Origin of the sequence: Caldimonas tepidiphila (genome assembly GCF_003569765.1) — a bacterium.
GTDB classification, from domain to species: Bacteria; Pseudomonadota; Gammaproteobacteria; order Burkholderiales; family Burkholderiaceae_C; genus Caldimonas; species Caldimonas tepidiphila.
Genome location: NZ_QXMG01000068.1, coordinates 13,561 through 32,019 on the forward strand (window position 1 = coordinate 13,561; position 18,459 = coordinate 32,019).

General features: G+C 65.3%; 16 protein-coding genes and 4 pseudogenes. 16 read left to right on the forward strand and 4 right to left on the reverse strand.

Features of this window, described 5'->3' with window-relative positions; genetic code table 11:
- The 14 genes from D3A59_RS21700 to D3A59_RS25575 all read left to right on the forward strand — a co-directional run bounded on the left by D3A59_RS21700 (position 1) and on the right by D3A59_RS25575 (position 12,468).
- Entirely contained in the window at positions 1-1,065 is a 1,065-nt protein-coding gene (locus D3A59_RS21700) for an NADH:ubiquinone reductase (Na(+)-transporting) subunit F (protein WP_119157414.1), read from the forward strand.
- A 2-nt stretch (positions 1,066-1,067) separates the two neighbouring features.
- Positions 1,068-1,430, forward strand: coding sequence for a 2Fe-2S iron-sulfur cluster-binding protein (locus D3A59_RS21705; RefSeq protein WP_119157415.1), 363 nt, complete (start codon positions 1,068-1,070; stop codon positions 1,428-1,430).
- 16 nt (positions 1,431-1,446) lie between these two features.
- Positions 1,447-2,391, forward strand: a complete 945-nt coding sequence (locus D3A59_RS21710; RefSeq protein ID WP_119157428.1) for a catechol 2,3-dioxygenase — start codon at positions 1,447-1,449, stop codon at positions 2,389-2,391.
- A gap of 13 nt (positions 2,392-2,404) precedes the next feature.
- Positions 2,405-2,857 (forward strand): GlcG/HbpS family heme-binding protein, encoded by a 453-nt coding sequence (locus D3A59_RS21715; protein WP_119157416.1) that lies wholly within the window; start codon positions 2,405-2,407, stop codon positions 2,855-2,857.
- A 31-nt stretch (positions 2,858-2,888) separates the two neighbouring features.
- Entirely contained in the window at positions 2,889-3,728 is an 840-nt protein-coding gene (locus D3A59_RS21720) for an alpha/beta fold hydrolase (RefSeq protein WP_119157417.1), read from the forward strand.
- 14 nt (positions 3,729-3,742) lie between these two features.
- A complete protein-coding gene (locus D3A59_RS21725; protein ID WP_119157418.1) occupies positions 3,743-5,197 on the forward strand; it encodes a 2-hydroxymuconic semialdehyde dehydrogenase in 1,455 nt (484 codons plus the stop codon).
- Between the two features lie 34 nt (positions 5,198-5,231).
- On the forward strand, positions 5,232-6,014 hold the full coding sequence (dmpE, locus tag D3A59_RS21730) for a 2-oxopent-4-enoate hydratase (RefSeq protein WP_119157419.1): 783 nt from the start codon (positions 5,232-5,234) through the stop codon (positions 6,012-6,014).
- A gap of 15 nt (positions 6,015-6,029) precedes the next feature.
- Entirely contained in the window at positions 6,030-6,818 is a 789-nt protein-coding gene (dmpH, locus tag D3A59_RS21735; protein WP_119157420.1) for a 2-oxo-3-hexenedioate decarboxylase, read from the forward strand.
- A 41-nt stretch (positions 6,819-6,859) separates the two neighbouring features.
- Entirely contained in the window at positions 6,860-7,777 is a 918-nt protein-coding gene (locus tag D3A59_RS21740) for an acetaldehyde dehydrogenase (acetylating) (protein ID WP_119157421.1), read from the forward strand.
- An 11-nt stretch (positions 7,778-7,788) separates the two neighbouring features.
- Positions 7,789-8,889 carry a 4-hydroxy-2-oxovalerate aldolase gene (gene dmpG / locus D3A59_RS21745; protein WP_119157422.1) on the forward strand — a complete coding sequence of 367 codons (1,101 nt, stop codon included), beginning with the start codon at positions 7,789-7,791 and terminating at the stop codon, positions 8,887-8,889.
- An 83-nt stretch (positions 8,890-8,972) separates the two neighbouring features.
- A complete protein-coding gene (locus D3A59_RS21750) occupies positions 8,973-10,742 on the forward strand; it encodes an arylsulfatase (RefSeq protein WP_205665245.1) in 1,770 nt (589 codons plus the stop codon).
- 59 nt (positions 10,743-10,801) lie between these two features.
- Entirely contained in the window at positions 10,802-11,839 is a 1,038-nt protein-coding gene (locus D3A59_RS21755) for a formylglycine-generating enzyme family protein (RefSeq protein ID WP_119157423.1), read from the forward strand.
- A complete protein-coding gene (locus D3A59_RS21760) occupies positions 11,839-12,030 on the forward strand; it encodes a 2-hydroxymuconate tautomerase (RefSeq protein WP_119157424.1) in 192 nt (63 codons plus the stop codon). Before D3A59_RS21755 ends, D3A59_RS21760 begins: the two co-directional genes overlap by 1 nt.
- A 300-nt stretch (positions 12,031-12,330) precedes the next feature.
- Positions 12,331-12,468 (forward strand): hypothetical protein, encoded by a 138-nt coding sequence (locus D3A59_RS25575; protein ID WP_157991626.1) that lies wholly within the window; start codon positions 12,331-12,333, stop codon positions 12,466-12,468.
- Between the two features lie 888 nt (positions 12,469-13,356).
- On the opposite strand, the pseudogene D3A59_RS21765 reads toward D3A59_RS25575, so the two are convergent.
- Positions 13,357-13,617 (reverse strand): annotated as a pseudogene (locus D3A59_RS21765) (transposase); the annotation flags it as partial.
- 584 nt (positions 13,618-14,201) lie between these two features.
- A pseudogene (locus D3A59_RS26915) lies at positions 14,202-14,466 on the reverse strand (IS701 family transposase); the annotation flags it as partial.
- A 108-nt stretch (positions 14,467-14,574) separates the two neighbouring features.
- On the opposite strand from D3A59_RS26915, the gene D3A59_RS21775 reads away from it, so the two are divergent.
- Together D3A59_RS21775 and D3A59_RS21780 are read left to right on the forward strand one after the other, a co-directional pair.
- Positions 14,575-15,009: an HAD domain-containing protein gene (locus D3A59_RS21775; RefSeq protein ID WP_119157425.1), complete on the forward strand. Its 435-nt coding sequence runs from the start codon at positions 14,575-14,577 to the stop codon at positions 15,007-15,009.
- A 1,364-nt stretch (positions 15,010-16,373) separates the two neighbouring features.
- Positions 16,374-17,402, forward strand: coding sequence for a plasmid recombination protein (locus D3A59_RS21780; protein ID WP_205665248.1), 1,029 nt, complete (start codon positions 16,374-16,376; stop codon positions 17,400-17,402).
- Between the two features lie 309 nt (positions 17,403-17,711).
- On the opposite strand, the pseudogene D3A59_RS26920 reads toward D3A59_RS21780, so the two are convergent.
- Together D3A59_RS26920 and D3A59_RS21785 are read right to left on the reverse strand one after the other, a co-directional pair.
- Positions 17,712-17,840: pseudogene (locus tag D3A59_RS26920) on the reverse strand (IS3 family transposase); the annotation flags it as partial.
- A 13-nt stretch (positions 17,841-17,853) separates the two neighbouring features.
- Positions 17,854-18,414, reverse strand: a pseudogene (locus tag D3A59_RS21785) (IS30 family transposase); the annotation flags it as partial.
- Positions 18,415-18,459: the final 45 nt, after the last annotated feature.

Here is an 18,459-nt window from a genome sequence, read left to right on the forward strand (position 1 = left end):
ATGAGCTATCAACTCACCATCGAGCCGCTCGGCGCCACCATCGAGGTGGCTGAGGGGCAGACGCTGCTGGACGCCGCACTGCGCCAGGGCATCTACATCCCGCACGCTTGCGGTCACGGCCTGTGCGGCACCTGCAAGGTGCAGGTGTGCGACGGCAGCGTGGACCACGGTGCGGCCAACCCGTTCGCGCTGATGGACTTCGAGCGCGACGACGGCAAGACGCTGGCGTGCTGCGCGACCCTGCAGGACGACTGCGTGATCGAGGCGGACGTGGATGAGGAGCCCGACGCCGAGGTCATCCCGGTGCGCGACTTCGTCGCCACGGTCACGCGCATCGTCGAACTCACGCCCACCATCAAGGCCTTGCACCTGAAGCTCGACCGCCCGATCCACTTCCAGGCCGGGCAGTACGTGCAGCTGGAGATCCCCGGGCTCGGCGAGTCGCGCGCGTTCTCCATCGCCAATTCGCCTGCCGCCGTGGAGGCCCGCGGCGAGATCGAGCTGAACGTGCGTCGCGTGCCTGGCGGGCGGGGCACCGGCGTGATCCATGAGCAGCTGAAGGAAGGCGAGCAGGTGAGCCTGACCGGCCCCTACGGCCGCTTCTTCGTGCGCAAGTCCTGCAGCGAGCCGATGCTGTTCATGGCCGGTGGCTCCGGGCTGTCGAGCCCGCGGTCGATGATCCTCGATCTGCTCGACGGCGGCTACGCCGCACCGATCACCCTGGTCTATGGCCAGCGCAGCCGCGACGAGCTGTACTACGACGACGAGTTCCGGGCGCTGGCCGAGGCGCATCCCAACTTCCGCTACCTCCCGGCCTTGTCCGACGAGGCGGCCGGCAGCGGGTGGGACGGTGCGCGCGGCTATGTCCACGAGGCCGCGAAGACGCTGTTTCAGGACGGCTTCGCGGGACACAAGGCCTACCTGTGCGGACCGCCACCGATGGTGGAAGCCTGCATCGCCACGCTGATGCAGGGCCGCCTCTTCGAGCGCGACATCTACACCGAGAAGTTCATCTCGGCGGCCGACGCGAACGCGCAGCGCAGCCCGCTGTTCAAGCGAGTCTGACCATGCTGCTCGATCACCGCCCCAAGGTCGGCGTGCAGGTCGTGCAGACCGGCGAGTCGTATCCCTGCGCCCTCGACGAAAGCCTGCTGGCCGGGATGCTGCGGCTGGGCCGCAAGGGCATCCCTGTGGGCTGCGTCAACGGCGGCTGCGGGGTGTGCAAGGTGCGCATCGTCGAAGGCGAGGTGCGCCGGCTCGGGCCGGTCAGCCGCACGCACGTCAGCGAGTCCGAGGAGGCCTGCGGCCTCACGCTCGCCTGCCGGGTCGCACCGGTGGCGCCGGTGCAGCTCGAGGTGGTGGGCCGCTTCGAGAAGCCGTTTTTCAAGACGTTCGCCCGCCGGGCGGATGAACAAGACCCTTCCCAATGAACCAAGGAGACTCATGATGGGTGTGATGCGAATCGGCCATGTCAGCCTGAAGGTGATGGACATGGAGGCCGCGGTGCGGCACTACGAACAGGTGCTCGGCATGAAGACCACGATGGTCGACAAGGCGGGCAACGTCTACCTGAAGTGCTGGGACGAGTGGGACAGGTACTCGCTGGTGCTCACGCCCTCGGACAGCGCCGGCATGAACCACGTTGCCTTCAAGGTGCGTGACGACTCGGACCTCGAGATGCTGCAGCAGCGGCTGGAGAAGCACGGAATCTCGACCGCGCTGCTGCCCGAGGGCACCCTGCCGTCCACCGGCCGCATGCTGCAGTTCCAGTTGCCCAGCGGCCACGACGTGCGTCTTTATGCCATGAAGGAATACGTGGGCACCGACGTGGGCATCACCAATCCGGACCCCTGGCCCGACGACATCCGCGGCGCTGGCGCGCACTGGCTGGACCACGCGCTGCTGATGTGCGAGCTGAACCCGGCAGACGGCATCAACACGGTGGAGGAGAACACCCGCGTCTTCACCGAGTGCCTGGGCTTCTTCGTGACCGAGCAGATCTGCGTCGGGCCCGGTGGCGAGGTGCGCGCTGCCTGCTGGCTGTCGGTGTCCAACACGCCACACGACATCGCGTTCGTGGGCGGGCCGAAGAGCGGTCTGCACCACCTGGCGTTCTTTTTGGACTCGTGGCACGACGTGCTCAAGGCCGCCGACGTGATGGCCAAGAAGCAGGTCAAGATCGACGTGGCCCCCACGCGCCACGGTATCACCCGCGGCGAGACGATCTATTTCTTCGACCCGAGCGGCAACCGCAACGAGACGTTTGCGGGCCTCGGTTACCTGGCCCAGCCCGATCGGCCGGTCACGACCTGGACCGAGGACAAGCTGTGGAACGGCATCTTCTATCACACCGGTGAAGCGGTGCCGTCCTTCACCGATGTCTACACCTGAAGCGGGGGCGGGCATGAACACGAGCACCAACCCCGGTGCGCGCTGCAGCGTCTCCACGCGCTGCATCGACTGGCCTGCGGCTGCGCAGGCGCTCCAGGCGGCCGTGGTGCAGGCCGAGGCGCTGGGCCGCCGCGTCAACGTCGCCCTGGTCGACCCCGCGGGCACGCTGGCGGGCTTCCTGCGCATGCCGGGCGCGCCGCTGCATTCGGTGGAGATCGCCATCGACAAGGCCTACACCGCGGCCAGCTTCGGCATACCGACCGCCGGCTGGAGCGAACTGCTGGCAACGCATTCGGCTGCCGTGCGCGATGGGCTGGTGCGGCGGCCGCGCTTCGTGGCCTTTGGCGGCGGGCTGCCGCTGGTGGAGCAGGGCGTGTGCATCGGCGCGATCGGCGTGTCGGGTGCCAGCGAGGACGAAGACGAACGGATCGCACGGGCCGGTGCCCGCGCGATCGGGCTGGCATGACGCCAGCGCACAGGGACAGGAGCACAACAGCATGACAAAACACAACCCCGAGATCGGCCGCAGCATCGTCGCGGCCGGCATCCGCACCAACTTGCACGACCAGGGCGAGGGCCCGCCGCTGCTGATGATCCACGGCTCCGGGCCCGGTGTTTCCGCGTGGGCCAACTGGCGCCTGTCCATCCCCGTGCTGGCGCAATCCCGCCGCGTCATTGCGCCAGACATGGTGGGCTTTGGCTTCAGCGACCGACCCGCCGGGCAGCGCTACGGCATGGACGAGTGGGTGCGCCAGGCGGTGGGCGTGCTGGATGAGTTGGACCTGGAGCGCGCCGACGTGGTGGGCAATTCCTTCGGCGGCGCGCTGGCACTGGCGCTGGCCATCCGGCATCCGGACCGGGTGCGTCGCCTCGTGCTGATGGGCTCGGTCGGCGTGCCCTTCGAGATCACGCCGGGGCTCGACGCGGTGTGGGGCTACGAGCCCTCGTTGGAGACCATGCGTCGCCTGCTCGACATCTTCGCCTACGACCGCTCGCTCGCCACTGACGAACTGGCGCGCATGCGCTACGAGGCCTCGATCCGCCCCGGCTTCCAGGAGTCCTTCGCGGCGATGTTCCCCGCGCCCCGCCAGCGCTGGGTGGACGCGATGTGCAGCGCCGAGGCCGACATCCGGGCGCTGCCGCACGAGACGCTGGTGCTGCACGGCCGTGAGGACCAGGTCATTCCGCTGGCGAACTCGCTGACGCTGGCGCAGTGGATTCCGAACAGCCAGCTCCACGTCTTCGGCCATTGCGGCCACTGGACGCAGATCGAGCACGCAGGTCGCTTCAACCGGCTGGTGGACGACTTCCTCACGGAGGCGGACACCGCTTCCTGAACAGAGAGATCGCCGTGAAAGACTTTCTCAATTTCATCGATGGCGAGTTTGTCGCCACCGGCAAGACCTTCGAGAACCGCTCGCCGGCCGACAACCGCGTGCTCGGGCGCGTCCACGAGGCCGGTCGCACCGAGGTCGAGGCTGCGGTGCGCGCTGCGAAGCAGGCGCTGCGCGGGCCCTGGGGTCGCATGAGCGTCGCCAAGCGCGTCGAATTGCTCTACGCCGTGGCCGACGAGATCAACCGACGTTTCGACGACTTCCTGGCTGCCGAGATCGCCGACACCGGCAAGCCGGAGTCGCTGGCCGCGCATATCGACATCCCGCGCGGTGCGGCCAACTTCAAGGTGTTCGCCGACATCGTGAAGAACGTGCCGACCGAGAGTTTTGAGATGACCACGCCCGACGGTGGTACCGCGGTCAGCTACGCGCTGCGCTCACCGGTCGGGGTGGTGGGTGTGGTGTGCCCCTGGAACCTGCCGCTGCTGCTGATGACGTGGAAGGTGGGCCCGGCGCTGGCCTGCGGCAACACCGTCGTAGTGAAGCCGTCCGAGGAGACGCCCGCTACCGCCACCCTGCTGGGCGAGGTGATGAAAGCCGTCGGTGTGCCGGACGGCGTTTACAACGTGGTGCACGGATTCGGACCCGATTCCGCGGGCGCGTTCCTGACGCAACACCCCGACGTGGATGCCATCACCTTCACCGGCGAGACGCGCACGGGAGAGGCGATCATGGCTGCCGCCGCCAAGGGGGTGCGCCCGGTGAGTTTCGAACTGGGAGGCAAGAACGCCGGCATCGTGTTCGCTGACGCCGATTTCGACAAGGCCGTGGCGGGCATCACCCGCAGCGCCTTCGAGAACTGCGGCCAGGTGTGCTTGGGCACCGAGCGCGTCTACGTGCAGCGGCCCATCTTCGAGCGCTTCGTGCAGGCGCTGAAGGCCAAGGCCGAAGCCCTGAAGATCGGTCCGCCCGAGGAGCCCGGAGTCGGCCTGGGCCCGCTGATCTCGCGCGAGCACCAGCAGAAAGTGCTTGGCTACTTCGAGCGCGCGCGCGCCGAGGGTGCCACCGTCGTCACCGGCGGTGGGGTGCCGCCGATGAGTGGCGCCTGGGCCGAGGGCCACTGGGTGCAGCCGACGATCTGGACCGGCCTGCCCGAGACCTCTGCCCTGGTGCGCGAGGAGATCTTCGGGCCCTGCTGCCACATCGCACCCTTCGACACCGTCGATGAAGCGATCGCGCTGGCCAACGACACCGACTACGGCTTGGCCACCACGGTGTGGACCACCGACCTGAGCACCGCGCATCGCTGTGCCCGCGAGATCGAGGTGGGCTTGTGCTGGATCAACAGCTGGTTCCTGCGTGACCTGCGCACCGCCTTCGGCGGCAGCAAGGCCTCCGGCATCGGCCGTGAGGGTGGAGTGCATTCGCTCGAGTTCTACACCGAACTGCGCAACGTGATGGTCAAGCTTTAGCCACCCGCCCGGCATCCACTCAACAGGAGAGAACGTGACAGAAGACAAGATCCAGCAGTACGGCGACGAGCTGTACACCGCGCTCATCGAGCGCCGACCCGTAGCGCCCTTGACCGAGCGCGAGCCCGCCATCACGCTGGACGACGCCTACCGCATCCAGCTGCGCATGATCCAGCGCCGCATAGACGCCGGCGAGACGGTGGTCGGCAAGAAGATCGGCGTCACCAGCCAGGTCGTGATGGACATGCTCGGCGTCGACCAGCCGGACTTCGGCCAGTTGCTGTCGGGCATGGTGGTGCAGGCGGGCGAGCCCATCCGCGTCGATTCGATGATCGCGCCCAAGGCCGAGGCCGAGGTCGCCTTCGTGCTCAAGAGCGACCTGCACGGCCCCGGTGTCACCGCCGCCGACGTGCTGCGCGCCACCGCCTTCGTGATGCCGTGCTTCGAGATCGTCGACTCGCGCATCCGCGACTGGAAGATCAGGATCCAGGACACCGTCGCCGACAACGCCTCGTGCGGCGTGCTGGTGCTCGGCGGCGTGCGCAGGGATCCGCGTGAACTCGATCTCGCACTGGCCGGGATGGTGCTTGAGAAGAACGGCGAGGTCGTCAGCACCTCCACCGGGGCCGCGGTGCAGGGCTCGCCCGTCAACGCCGTGGCGTGGCTGGCCAACACGCTTGGCCGTCTCGGCATCGCGCTGAAGGCGGGCGAGGTGATCCTGTCGGGCTCGCAATCGCCGCTCGTGCCGGTCAAGCCCGGTGACAGCCTGCACTGCAGCGTCGGAGGCCTGGGAAGCGCCGGCGTCCGCTTCATCTGATCGAAAGGCCTTGCCATGAACCTCACACCGCAGACGATCGCCGGCCTCGCCGAGCACCTGGAGTCCGCCGAACTGCTCGCGCGCGATGTCACCAAGATCACCGATGAGCACCCCGGCATGGACTGGGACGACGCCTACGCCATCCAGGACGAGATCCGCCGCCGAAAGGAAGCGCACGGCCAACGCACCGTCGGGATGAAGGCAGGGCTGACCTCCTTCGCGAAGATGAAGCAGATGGGGGTCGACACACCCGTCTTCGGCTTTCTCAGCGACTACATGAGCCGACCCGAAGGTGGCGAGATCAGGACGAGCGAACTGATCCACCCCAAGGTCGAGGCCGAGATCTGTGTCGTCACCAAGGCAGCGCTGAAGGGGCCCGGCTGCCACCTCGCGCAGGTGATGGCGGCGATCGATTTCGTCGTGCCGGCGGTCGAGATCATCGACAGCCGCTACCGGGACTTCAAGTTCGACCTCAAGAGCGTGGTGGCCGACAACACCTCGGCTGCGCGCTTCGTCGTCGGCTCTCGCATGCGTGCGCTCGACGAACTCGACCTGCGCACGCTGGGCGTGGTACTCGAGAAGAACGGACAGATCGCGGCGATGGCGGCGGGCGCCGCCGTGCTTGGCCATCCCCTGACGGCCGTGGTGATGCTTGCCAACCACCTTGGCGCACGCGGCCAGGAACTGCCTGCAGGTAGTTTCGTCATGACCGGCGGCGTGACCGAAGCGATTGCCGTGCAGGCGGGAGACCACGTGAACGTGCGCTTCCAGGACCTGGGGTCCGTCTCGATGCGCTTCGTCTGACGCCGCCCCCGAACCAACTCCCACTCCACAAGGATTTCGTCATGAAGAAGATCAAGTGCGCCCTCATCGGCCCCGGCAACATCGGCACCGACCTGCTGGCCAAGCTCAAGCGCAGCCCCGTGCTGGAGCCGGTGTGGATGGTGGGCATCGACCCCGAGTCCGACGGCCTCAAGCGTGCACGCGAGATGGGCCTCAAGACCACCGCCGAGGGGGTCGACGGCCTGCTGCCGCACGTTCTGGCCGACGGGGTGCAGATCGCGTTCGACGCCACCAGCGCCTATGTGCATGCCGAGAACTCGCGCAAACTCAACGAGCTCAGCGTGCTGATGATCGACCTGACACCGGCCGCGGTCGGCCCCTACTGCGTGCCGCCGGTGAACCTGCGTGAGCACGTGGGCCGCCGTGAGATGAACGTCAACATGGTCACCTGCGGGGGCCAGGCCACCATCCCGATGGTGGCGGCAGTCAGCCGCGTGCAGGCGGTCGAGTACGCCGAGATCGTCGCCACGGTGTCCAGCCGCTCGGCCGGCCCCGGCACACGCAAGAACATCGACGAATTCACCCGCACGACCGCCGGCGCCATCGAGAGGGTGGGCGGAGCGCGCAAGGGCAAGGCCATCATCGTCATCAACCCTGCCGACCCGCCGCTGATCATGCGCGACACCATCCACTGCCTGACGGTGGACACGCCCCGTGCCGCCGAGATCGAGGAATCAGTGCACGCCATGATCCAGGAGGTGCGCAAGTACGTGCCCGGCTACCGGTTAGTGAACGGCCCGGTGTTCGACGGCCACCGCGTGTCGATCTACATGGAGGTTGAAGGCCTGGGCGACTACCTGCCCAAGTACGCCGGCAACCTCGACATCATGACCGCCGCCGCAGCCCGCACTGCGGAGATGTTCGCCGAGGAGATCCTCGCCGGCCGGCTGTCACTCGAACCCGCCGCGCTGGCGGCCTGAAGGAGAACCCGATGAAGAGCCAACTCGAAGGACGGCAGGTCACGCTGCACGACATGACCCTGCGCGACGGTATGCATCCGAAGCGCCACCAGATGACGCTAGCGCAGATGAGGGATGTCGCCACCGCGCTCGACCGCGCCGGAGTGCCCCTGATCGAAGTCACCCACGGCGACGGTCTGGGTGGCAGTTCGGTCAACTACGGCTTCCCGGCCCATACGGACGAGGAATACCTGTCCGCGGTGATCCCCCTGATGCAGCGGGCGAAGGTCTCGGCGCTGCTGCTTCCCGGCATCGGCACTGTGGATCACCTGCGCATGGCCCACGGCCTGGGTGTGAGCACCATCCGGGTGGCGACGCACTGCACTGAAGCCGATGTGTCCGAACAGCACATCACCTTCGCGCGCAAGCTTGGCATGGACACCGTCGGCTTCCTGATGATGGCACACATGAACAGCCCCGAGGGCCTGGTCAAGCAGGCGCTGCTAATGGAAGCCTATGGCGCTAACTGCGTCTACGTGACCGACTCCGCGGGCTACCTGCTGCCCGACGACGTGAAGGAGCGTGTCGCCGCGGTGCGTGCCGCGCTGAAGCCCTCGACCGAGGTCGGCTTCCATGGGCACCACAACCTGGCGATGGGCGTGGCCAACAGCATCGCCGCCATCGAAGCCGGTGCCAACCGCATCGATGCTGCCTCTGCCGGGCTCGGCGCCGGTGCGGGCAACACGCCGATGGAAGTGCTGGTGGCGGTGTGTGACCGCATGGGCATCGAGACTGGCGTGGACGTCTGGAAGATCCAGGACGTCGCCGACGACATCGTGGTGCCGCTGATGGACTATCCGATTCGCATCGACCGCGACGCGCTGACCCTTGGCTATGCAGGTGTGTACGGCTCCTTCCTGCTGTTTGCCAAGCGCGCCGAGGAGAAGTACGGCGTTCCCGCGCGGGACCTGCTCGTGGAACTGGGTCGGCGCGGCATGGTCGGCGGGCAGGAAGACATGATCGAGGACACCGCCCTGACGTTGGCCCGTGAGCGCCAGCGCGCCGCCGCCGAGCAGGGCCAGCCCCGGACCGGGTCCAAGCCGCAACGCTCCCTGGTCGACACACGAGCCTGAACGCCGGGCACGCCGACGCGCGCCCTCCACCCTAGCGGCGCGACGGGTGACACAACCCGCGCGCCCTGACGAGGAGACAATGCATGAACCGACCCTTCCCGGGCCGCCTGCTGGCGGCCGCCGCCGCCGCATGGCTGGTGGCCTGCAGCAGCACCGCAACCACGGATCGATCCGAGGCCGCAGCGCCGAAACGGGCGCCCAATTTCCTGCTCATCCTGGCTGACGACCTCGGCTACTCCGACATCGGCGCCTACGGCGGCGAGATCTCCACGCCGAACCTGGATAGGCTGGCGCGCACCGGCACGCAACTCACGTCGTTCTACGCCTCGCCGTTCTGCTCGCCGACCCGAGCGATGCTGATGTCCGGCTCAGACAACCACCTGATCGGCTACGGTGACATGGCCGAGCTGATGCTCGATCAGCAGCGCGGCAAGCCTGGCTACGAGGGCCATCTCAACGATCGCGTCGTCACGCTGCCGGAGGTGCTGAAACAGTCGGGCTACCGGACGGTCATGGCGGGCAAGTGGCACCTCGGCAACACGGAAGCCCTGAGCCCGGCGGCACGCGGCTTCGACCGCTCGTATGCGATGACCATGGGCGGGGCCAGTCACTTCGGCGACCAGCTCGGCATCATCACCGCCGACCCCGACAAGCCGCCCAAGGCGATGTACCGGGAAAACGGCAAGGCCGTCGACATTCCCCGCGACGGCTTCTATTCGTCCGACGCGTTCGCCAGCCGCCTGATCCAGTATCTGGAGGAGACCCGGGGCGATGGCAGCCGCCCCTTCTTCGCATACCTGGCGTTCACCGCGCCGCACTGGCCGCTGCATGCGCACGACGAGGACATCGCCCGTTATGACGGCAAGTACGACGCGGGCTACGACGCCATCCGTGCGCAGCGACTGGAGCGCATGAAGCAGTTGGGGCTGGTGCCCACGGACGTGGAGGCCTACGCTGGACATCCGCGCTGGAAGCGCTGGGAGCAGCTCACGCCGGCCGAGCGCCGCAGCGAATCGCGCCGGATGGCCGTCTACGCCGCGATGGTCGACAACATGGACCGCAACATCGGCCGCGTGCTGCAGTACCTGCAGGAGCGTGGCGACCTTGACAACACGGTAGTCGTGTTCATGTCCGACAACGGGGCCGACGGGAATTCGGTGTTCGACCTGGCGCGCACCCGCGACTGGATCCGCAAGGACATGGACAACAGCACCGGCAACATCGGTCGCCCCGGTTCTTTCATCGAGTACGGTCCTGGTTGGGCACAGGTGGGCTCGACGCCGCTGAACCTGTTCAAGTCTTTCATGCACGAAGGCGGAATCTCGGTGCCGGCCATCGTATGGGGCCCGGCCGCAGGCATCAGCGGGCAACGTCGCACGCAGGTGGCCCACATCATGGACATTGCGCCCACGTTCTACGAACTCGCCGGCGCCCGTCATCCCGGGCCGGTTGGGGAGGGCCGCACGGTGCTGCCAGTGAAGGGGCGCTCGCTCGTCGCTTTCCTGCAAGGTCGACAGGAGTCGGTGTACGGCCCGGACGACGCGATCGGCTGGGAGCTCGGCGGGCGCAAGGCCCTGCGCAAGGGCGACTGGAAGATTGTCCAGTCCAACCGGCCGTGGGGCACCGGGGAATGGGAACTCTACAACGTGGCGCGCGACCGTACCGAGAGCCGTAACCTGGCGATCGAGCGACCAGACAAGCTGGCCGAACTCGTGCAGGCCTGGAAGCAGTACGTCGCGGACAACGGCGTGCTGGAGATCGACGGCCTGTCGGATCGACCCGGCTACAGCAACGCGGCGAAGTACTACGACGACCTGGCGCATGAAGCGGTCGAAGCGCCGAGGCGCAAATGAAGTCGCGAGACGAGGGACTGACTGGTAGGCGGCCAGGGCAGCGGGCATGGCTTGCCGCGATGCTAGCCGTCGCGGTGGCGGCGTTCGGCTTCGGCGCGTTCTTCGCTGCGCCCGCGACACCCGCTGTTGGAGCATCGAGCAAGGCCCCGGCGGGTCTTCTCTGCTCGGCGTACGCCGGCATCCCGGCCGACGGCGAGCTTGCCGGGATGGTGCATATCCCGGCCGGGCGATTCATGATGGGGTCGGAACGGCACTACGACGAGGAGCTCACACCGCACGAGGTGGAGGTGGACGCCTTCTGGATGGATCGGCACGACGTGACCAACGCGCAATTCTCCCGCTTCGTGCAGGCCACCGGGTATCGCACCCTGGCCGAGCGAGGGCGCGACGCTAAGCGGTATCGCGAGCTGCCCTCTGAGTTGCACGCCCCAGGGTCCGTGGTCTTTGTGCAGGGACCGGGCGGCCAAGCGGGCGTGTGGCGATTCGTCGAGGGGGCTGATTGGCGTCACCCGGAAGGCCCGGGCAGCAGCATTGCCGAACGTGCCAACCATCCAGTGGTCCACATCGCCTACGAGGATGCGCAGGCCTATGCCCGCTGGCTGGGACGAGAGCTTCCCACCGAAGCCCAGTGGGAATACGCCGCTCGGGGCGGCCTTGACGGCGCTCCGTATGTGTGGGGTCACGAGTTCAGACCGCAAGGTCAGATCATGGCCAATACGTGGCAAGGCCGGTTTCCGCAGCATGACGCTGGCGAAGACGGGTATGCAGGCACCTCGCCCGTTGGCTGCTTCGCCAGCAACGGCTGGGGCCTCTATGACATGGCCGGCAACGTCTGGCAGTGGACCGCCAGCTGGTACAGCCCCCGGCATCCCGCCGGGGCGCAACGCAATCCTGCAGGGCCTGCAGAGGACGACAGCGCCGATCCAGCTCAGCCTGGGGTAAAAGCCCGAGTGATCAAGGGAGGATCTCACCTGTGTGCGCCGAACTACTGCATGCGCTATCGACCCTCGGCGCGGCAGCCGCGTGACATCGCCTTCGGCACCTCTCACCTTGGATTTCGCACCGTGATCAACCCAGAACCAACCAGGAGGAATTGATGCCCTTCGCGCAGATTTACATGATTGAAGGCCGTACTGCCGAGCAGAAAAAAGCAGTGATTGAGAAGGTGACCCAGGCTCTCGTTGAGGCCGTGGGTGCGCCCAAGGAGAACGTGCGCGTCTGGATCCATGACGTTCCAAAAGAGAATTGGGGCATCGCCGGAGTCAGTGCCAAGGAACTGGGCCGTTGAGGGATCGCGGTTGGGATCGACATGAACTCACCGCAAGACATGAGCGGCACGGCTGGCGCAACTTCCGTCGTTTCCGTGGTTTCTTCGACATTCCAGAGCGCGAGGTGGATGACTTGCTTGAGGACCTGGGGGGCGGATGTGCTGCCTCCAAGAGTTTTTGTGGTCGGGGCGAACATGAAACTGCTCGGTGCATTGGAGGCCTACTGGCGAGCAGCCACTCGGCTCACCACGGTCTGTATTCCCTCGACTCTGAACCGCCCCGGGTTTCGAGGAGGCTCAACACTCTGAGAGGATTGAGCCATGAGCAAGTCGAACAAGTTCTCGCCCGAGGTGCGTGAGCGCGCGGTGAGGATGGTGCAGGAGCACCGAGGGGAGTACCCGTCGCTGTGGGCGGCCATCGAGTCCATCGCGCCCACCTCAGAGGACGGCTGGGGCTGAGAAGTGGCTCCCGTGTCCGGGGCTTGTTGATTCGGGAGCAGCGCAGCATCAGCAGCAGGCAAGGCGGAGCGAAGCTTCTCGATTTCCCCTTCGAGGCGGCCACCGCTGGACATCCAAATCGGGTTGTATTCGGGGCCGATATCACGCTGTCGTTGCTTGGGCAGCACGTGCTGAGCGAGGGCGAGTGCCTTGTTCTTTGTCAACTTGCTGCCGTTGCGCTCCGCAGCCAACATGAGCATGGCCACTTCGCGGATCAGCAGATCCATTTCTTCGGGGCTCCAGCGCAAACGCGGGGACTTGGTGGAATCCTGGGGTTTGGGCATGTGGGATATCTTTAACTTAGGGCTGTACCGATACTGTATCCTAATCGGGTTGGGGCAAAGCCAGTGCCTATTCCATGCAATGGTGCGGTTAAAAGTTCCGCCTGTCCAAGGAGGTCAGGCGGAAGCCTAGACCCGGGCTTACGCTTGGCGGCGGAGCTGGGTGCAGGCCAGTGAATGCACCCGCCAAGTAATTCAGCATACATGTGGACTTGATCCAATCCCCCGGTATCAGCCCCCTCAAAGGCCGCAACCTTTCTCTGGCCCCCTCGGATTTCAGGTGAAGCAATTGTTTACTAGAGGGGAAAAGGGAAAGCCATGAGAGTGGTTATACTTTTTATTTTTCATGTATGTTGATGCAAACATCTTATTTGCATATCGCAAAAAAATTTAGCGTTTATTTATCTCATCTACGCCCCTACCTTCATATGAACACCTCCTTACCATGTCGCTTTTTTTCAATAGCGGCAAAAGGAGATTTACATGGATATCGAAGATTTTCTAAAGCACAGAGGCATCTCCCCTGCTTCACTCCAGCTCGATCTGGGAAGGAAAGGCCTAGAGCGTGTTATGCACTTTCTCCCAAGGCCCAGAACGTCACGGCCTTGGGTAGCATGAGCATGGCGAAGACGACGAAATGCAGCGCTGCGAGCACCTAAGGCATGCGCTCGAAGTCGCGCGACAGGCGCCGGAATCGCGCCAGCCAAGCAAAGCTGCGCTCCACCACCCAGCGCCGCGGCAGCAGCGCGAACCCCTTCTTCGCCTCGGGCAGCCTGACCACCTGCAACTCGATCCCCGACGCCTGGGCGTCCTCGCGGGCTTGCTCGCCGCGGCCGGACCCAAAAGGTGGGTCCATTGGAGAGTTGTGAAAATTTTCGGTCGAGCGAATCCCCGAAGTACCCCCTTTGGGGCCCCATGCAGGGATCCAGACCGCAGCCGGATCCAAAAGGTGGGTCCATCGGGGAGTTGTGAAAACTTTTCGGCCGATGGAGTCCCCGAAGTACCCACCTTTGGGGCCCCATGCTGGGATCCAGGCCGCGGCCAGACCCTAATGGTTGGCTAGGTCCGCCGCTGCCCCGGCAGCATCAACTACTGAAAGTGCTGAACCGGCTACGGCAGCGGTCAACAATGTCTATCGTATGCGCTCAATAGACCACGTCCTTGGGGACCGGCGCAGCTTGTGCTGTCTGCGCTGTAGAGGGGGCGGTCAGAGGGTGGCGGCGCCGATGCGCCAGGGCAGCAGTGCTTCGTAGTCGTCGGCGGTGGAGGCCTGGGGCAGCTCGGTCAGCTGAACCGCAGCGCTTGCGGCCAGCAGCACCCCAGCGCCGGGCGTTGGGGTGCGGAGTTCATTTTTCCCCCGCACCCGTTTGGGTGCTGGTGAGGTCGATGGCTCGGGCTTGCGCAGCGCGCCCTGCTGCGCCTCGTGCCACCAGCAAAACGAGAAGGCGCACCACACCAGGGCCCAGTGTCGGCGGATGGCCCGATCGCTGCGCACCATGAAGTCCGCCCAGCCGAGCTCGTGCTTCACGCGCTTGTAGTGCTCTTCGATCCAGACCCTCAAGCCATAGAGCCACACCAGATGCGGCAGCGGCGCCTTGTCCAGCGGCAGGTTGGTGCTCAAGTACCAGGTCGAGAGCGGCGGCAGCGTGGCCGGATCGGTGGTGGCCACGATGGCGCGCAAGTAGCCCGGGCGCTGCCGGCGTCGCGCTGGCTCGTATCTTGAGCCAAGATGCCGTCATGCTTCGGTTCCGAGCGAGGCATTTCGTTTCCGTATCCGACTAATACCATGATTCTGTTCCTGGATTTCGACGGCGTCTTGCACAAGTACGGCTGCAAGCCAGCCGACCTTTTCGGCCGGCTGCCACTGCTTGAGGCTTGGCTCGGGCAGCAAGCAGACGTGAACGTGGTGGTGTCGTCGACGTGGCGTCTCACGAGGACGCTGGACGAGATACGGAGCTTCTTCTCGCCGGCGATTCAGCCCCGGATCGTCGGCGTCACGCCGAGGATCAATGGCGCCTTGCCTGAACGCTTCCCGCGGGAGGCTGAGGTGGCCATGTGGTTGCGCGGCAGTGACCAGCCATGGCAGCCGTGGGTAGCGCTGGATGACCACGCCTGGCTATTCCGGCCGTTCAACGACCGCGTGGTGTTGTGCGATCCCTACGTCGGTTTAACCGAGGATGATCTGGTGAGGTTGTCAGCGGTTCTCGGTGGCCGAGCCTGAAGTCCGGCGTCGCGGTGCCCAAAAGAACCCGTCATGCTGACGGTTCCAGAGGGTATCCGACCGATACAGTGGCCGGGGTCTGTTTGCGGACGCTGAGAGTGGGCTGGACCGGCCTCTGTTTAGCTATCTGGCGACAAATCCGGTCCCAACTTAGCTGCTGAGCGACAAATCAGCCGGCAGGCCTCCCTTCGTTAGCTGATCAGCGATGCTCTGCCGACGGACATCAAGCGCTAGTTGAGCATGCGATCTCGGATCGCGGCCTTGAGGTGCGAGTTGACTAGCCGCACTCAGCACCGACCGTCCAGGGCAAATGCCCCTCGGTGGCTTGCCACATGAGGCAGCTGAGCTTCATTTTTAATTAGGAGCGCTTTTGAATTGCACTTGGGTGTGCTACGTAACAGCACAACAGCCCACAAAGAACTATTGGATGGCCAACATGGCACATTGGTTGACCAAGTTAGCGTGCTCAAAGGTTAGAAATAATCATTGGGTGGCAGCATTGGCCGCTGAAAGTGCGGAATCGGCCACGGCAAAGGCCAACAATGTCTATCCACTGGCCAGCATTGGCAAATAGTCGGCAGTTTTAGCCGTTTTTGCGACCTTGCTGCTTGGCTGTGAGGCGGGCAGGACTGTCCAGATACAGAGTGGCGTCGAGCATTTCGATTTGTGAGCCGATCCGTCGAGTTTTTGCGCTGATACGTACAACTTTGAGGCCAACGCGTTAAATTTGCACATCAGTTCGTTGTGATTGAAAATTCAATTGAAAAGCAGTGCTGTCTTTGCTCCATGCCCGCCAATTCGGCACCAGCTGCCGCCGCCGAGCTTCTCCCGTGCAACCGGGCGCCAAAGGTGAAAAAAACAGGAGGCTACCCTCCTTGGTCGTCGGCGTGATGTATCTCGAAGGCCTCTGAAATAACCCCTGCGGCCAGGTACTTCCTCTGTATCACCCGGCGGCACCGGCACATGAGGTTACTGCCTAGAAATGAAGCCCCGTTCACGTAGGTCTCTTTTTCTAGGGCAACGGATCCCTCCAGCCGCCAAAATACATCCCACATCGTCATCGATATCTGCTATCGTATATGTAGTCATCGCGGACGGAGTGTCTCGGGAGTATCTTCGAGCGCGAAGGGCTCACCACCGGGGGGGTAGGTGCATCGATATCGCAGGGCCATCGAAAACGGAGGCCCATCGTGGACGGAGGCATGACATCGGGGACGAAGATCCCATCGGAAGCTAAGGCTCTCATCGGCAGCGCAGCAGCGGCGGGAGTTGCCCTGGCAACGACCTCTTCGCCAACGGAGGGGGGCTCGTCATCGAAGGGGGGTGGTTCGCCATCGGGGAGTTCGGTGGGCTCGGGGCAGTTCGTGCACGAGGAGTGCTATGCGCGCCGCGGCAGCCGCAATGCGCGCGGCCGCAAGCCCAGCGCCCGCGACATCATCGGCGAGCTCCTGCGCCTGGGGCCGCGATACGTGCAGCATCTGGTGGACCAGGGCATCGAGCCCCAGCCGCCGAGGCACCTGCATGGCGTGCACCCCGGGGATCTCATCGCATGGTGGGAGGAGCTCGAGCGGCAGGCCCGGGAGGTGGTCGAGGAGCGGGTGTACGGCGACGAGGTGCGGCTGTATCGCCAGCGTGAAACCACGACGATTTTGGGCGTGGCGGTGGCCAGCTACCCGGGTCCGCCCTCCGAGCAGGATCCGCTGTACGTGCGCTGGCGCGAGCTGACTGTGGCCTGGGCCGCGGAGCACTACGGCGAGCGGCTCGCCGGCGTGTACGAGCACACCGACGAGCGCCACGGGCACCTCCACGTGGTTTTTGCGGACCAGGGGCGGCAGGTCAAGCACAGCCTAGCGGGGCATGGCGCCGCGTTGAGGGCGCTGCAAAATGGCTCAGTCAAGGCCGACGCCAAGCTGCGGCTCATTGAGGCGAATAAGGCGCTGCAGGACGAGTACCACGAGGCCGTGGGGCGCCATGTGGGTCTGGGGCGCGTGGGGCCGGCGCCAAGTCAGCGCCGCAGCCGCTCGGTACAGCTGCGCCAGCGCCTCAAGGCCGAGCTTGAGCAAACAGCCGGCAGCCTCAATGCCATGCAGGAGGCCATGCGCCGCGCGATCGAGGCCGTCGACGAGCGGGAGCGCCGCGCGCAGCAAGCCGAGGCCCGAGCGGAAAGCGCAGAGACACGGGCGCAGCAGGCCGAGGAGCGGGCCAGGGCCGCGGAAGCGCGCGCGGAGGTGGCTCACGCGGCAGCCAAGCGCTGGCGCATGGCCATGGAGTGGACTAGCCAGCAGATTGCCGAGATGCGTAGCGCATCCAAAGAAGTCTTGGATCCAGCTGCGCACGAGCTGCTGTTTGCGCGCTTCAGCCCGACGCCTGCTAAGTCCGAGCCCAAGAATTGAACCGCGCATGTTCAGGGTGCTGGGTCATGGCGCCTGACTTTTCCACTTTTTCGCATCGTTGCGAAAAATCAGGAAAAACCTTAAAAATCAATGATGCGGGCGTCGCGCAGCAGTTCGGGCATCGCTACCGCGTTGGCGATAGCCGTGAGCTTGAAGATCTCGATGGCATTGCTCACCAGATTGGGGGCGTGAGGCGGAACGCTTGCGGCAGCAGCACGTGCCGTAGCGCCTGCATGCGCGTCATGAACCACCCCGGAAATTTCCGAGGCTCATTGGCTTGAGTCAGGCCGACATGGCTCATTCGACAAGTTAACGATAGTAGTGAGCTTTGGCCTCGGCGGGCGGAATGTGGCCGATGGGCTCAAGCAGCCGGTCGTGGTTGAACCAAGCGACCTGTTGCAGCGTGGCCAACTCGACCGCATCCCGGGTCTTCAACGAAGGTTGGCGGTCCCCAGTGGCCGGGCATCACGCGGTCCTCGACCTCAGGCGGGCGCACATGGATGCTGGGCATCTCGGGCAGCAGCCCGCGGCGGTCCTGGCCGCCCAGGCGGGGGCGGCGAGTGCTCTTGCATTGGCGAAGGCAGGCGATGAGCTGGCGGCGCAACTCGCCGCTGGCGTGCGCGTAGATCGCGGTGTAGATGGTCTCGTGCGAGGCCTGCATCGAAGAGTCGTCGGGGAACATGCGCCGCAGTGGGGCCACGATCTGTTGCGGCGACCAGCGCCACGCCAGGCAGGTCGAGATGACGATCCACAGCTTGCCCAAGGGGTGCAGCTTCGGCCAGGGCCGGGCCGCCGTACGACGCGCGTGGGCCGCCCGCTGGGCCGGTGTAGAGGCGTAGCCGCGATCGGGCAGTGCATTGCGCCGCAGCTCCCGGCTGACCGAACTGGGCGAGCGCCCGAGAGTGCGGGCAATGGAGCGCACTCCATGTCCCTGCTGCTTCAGGCTTGCGATCGTGACCCGTTCCTCGGGCTGAAGTTGCTGGTATGCCGTTGTCGTCACCTGATTAGTCATGATCCTCAGCCACGCTCCGGATATGACGCTCGCGCATAGGCGAGT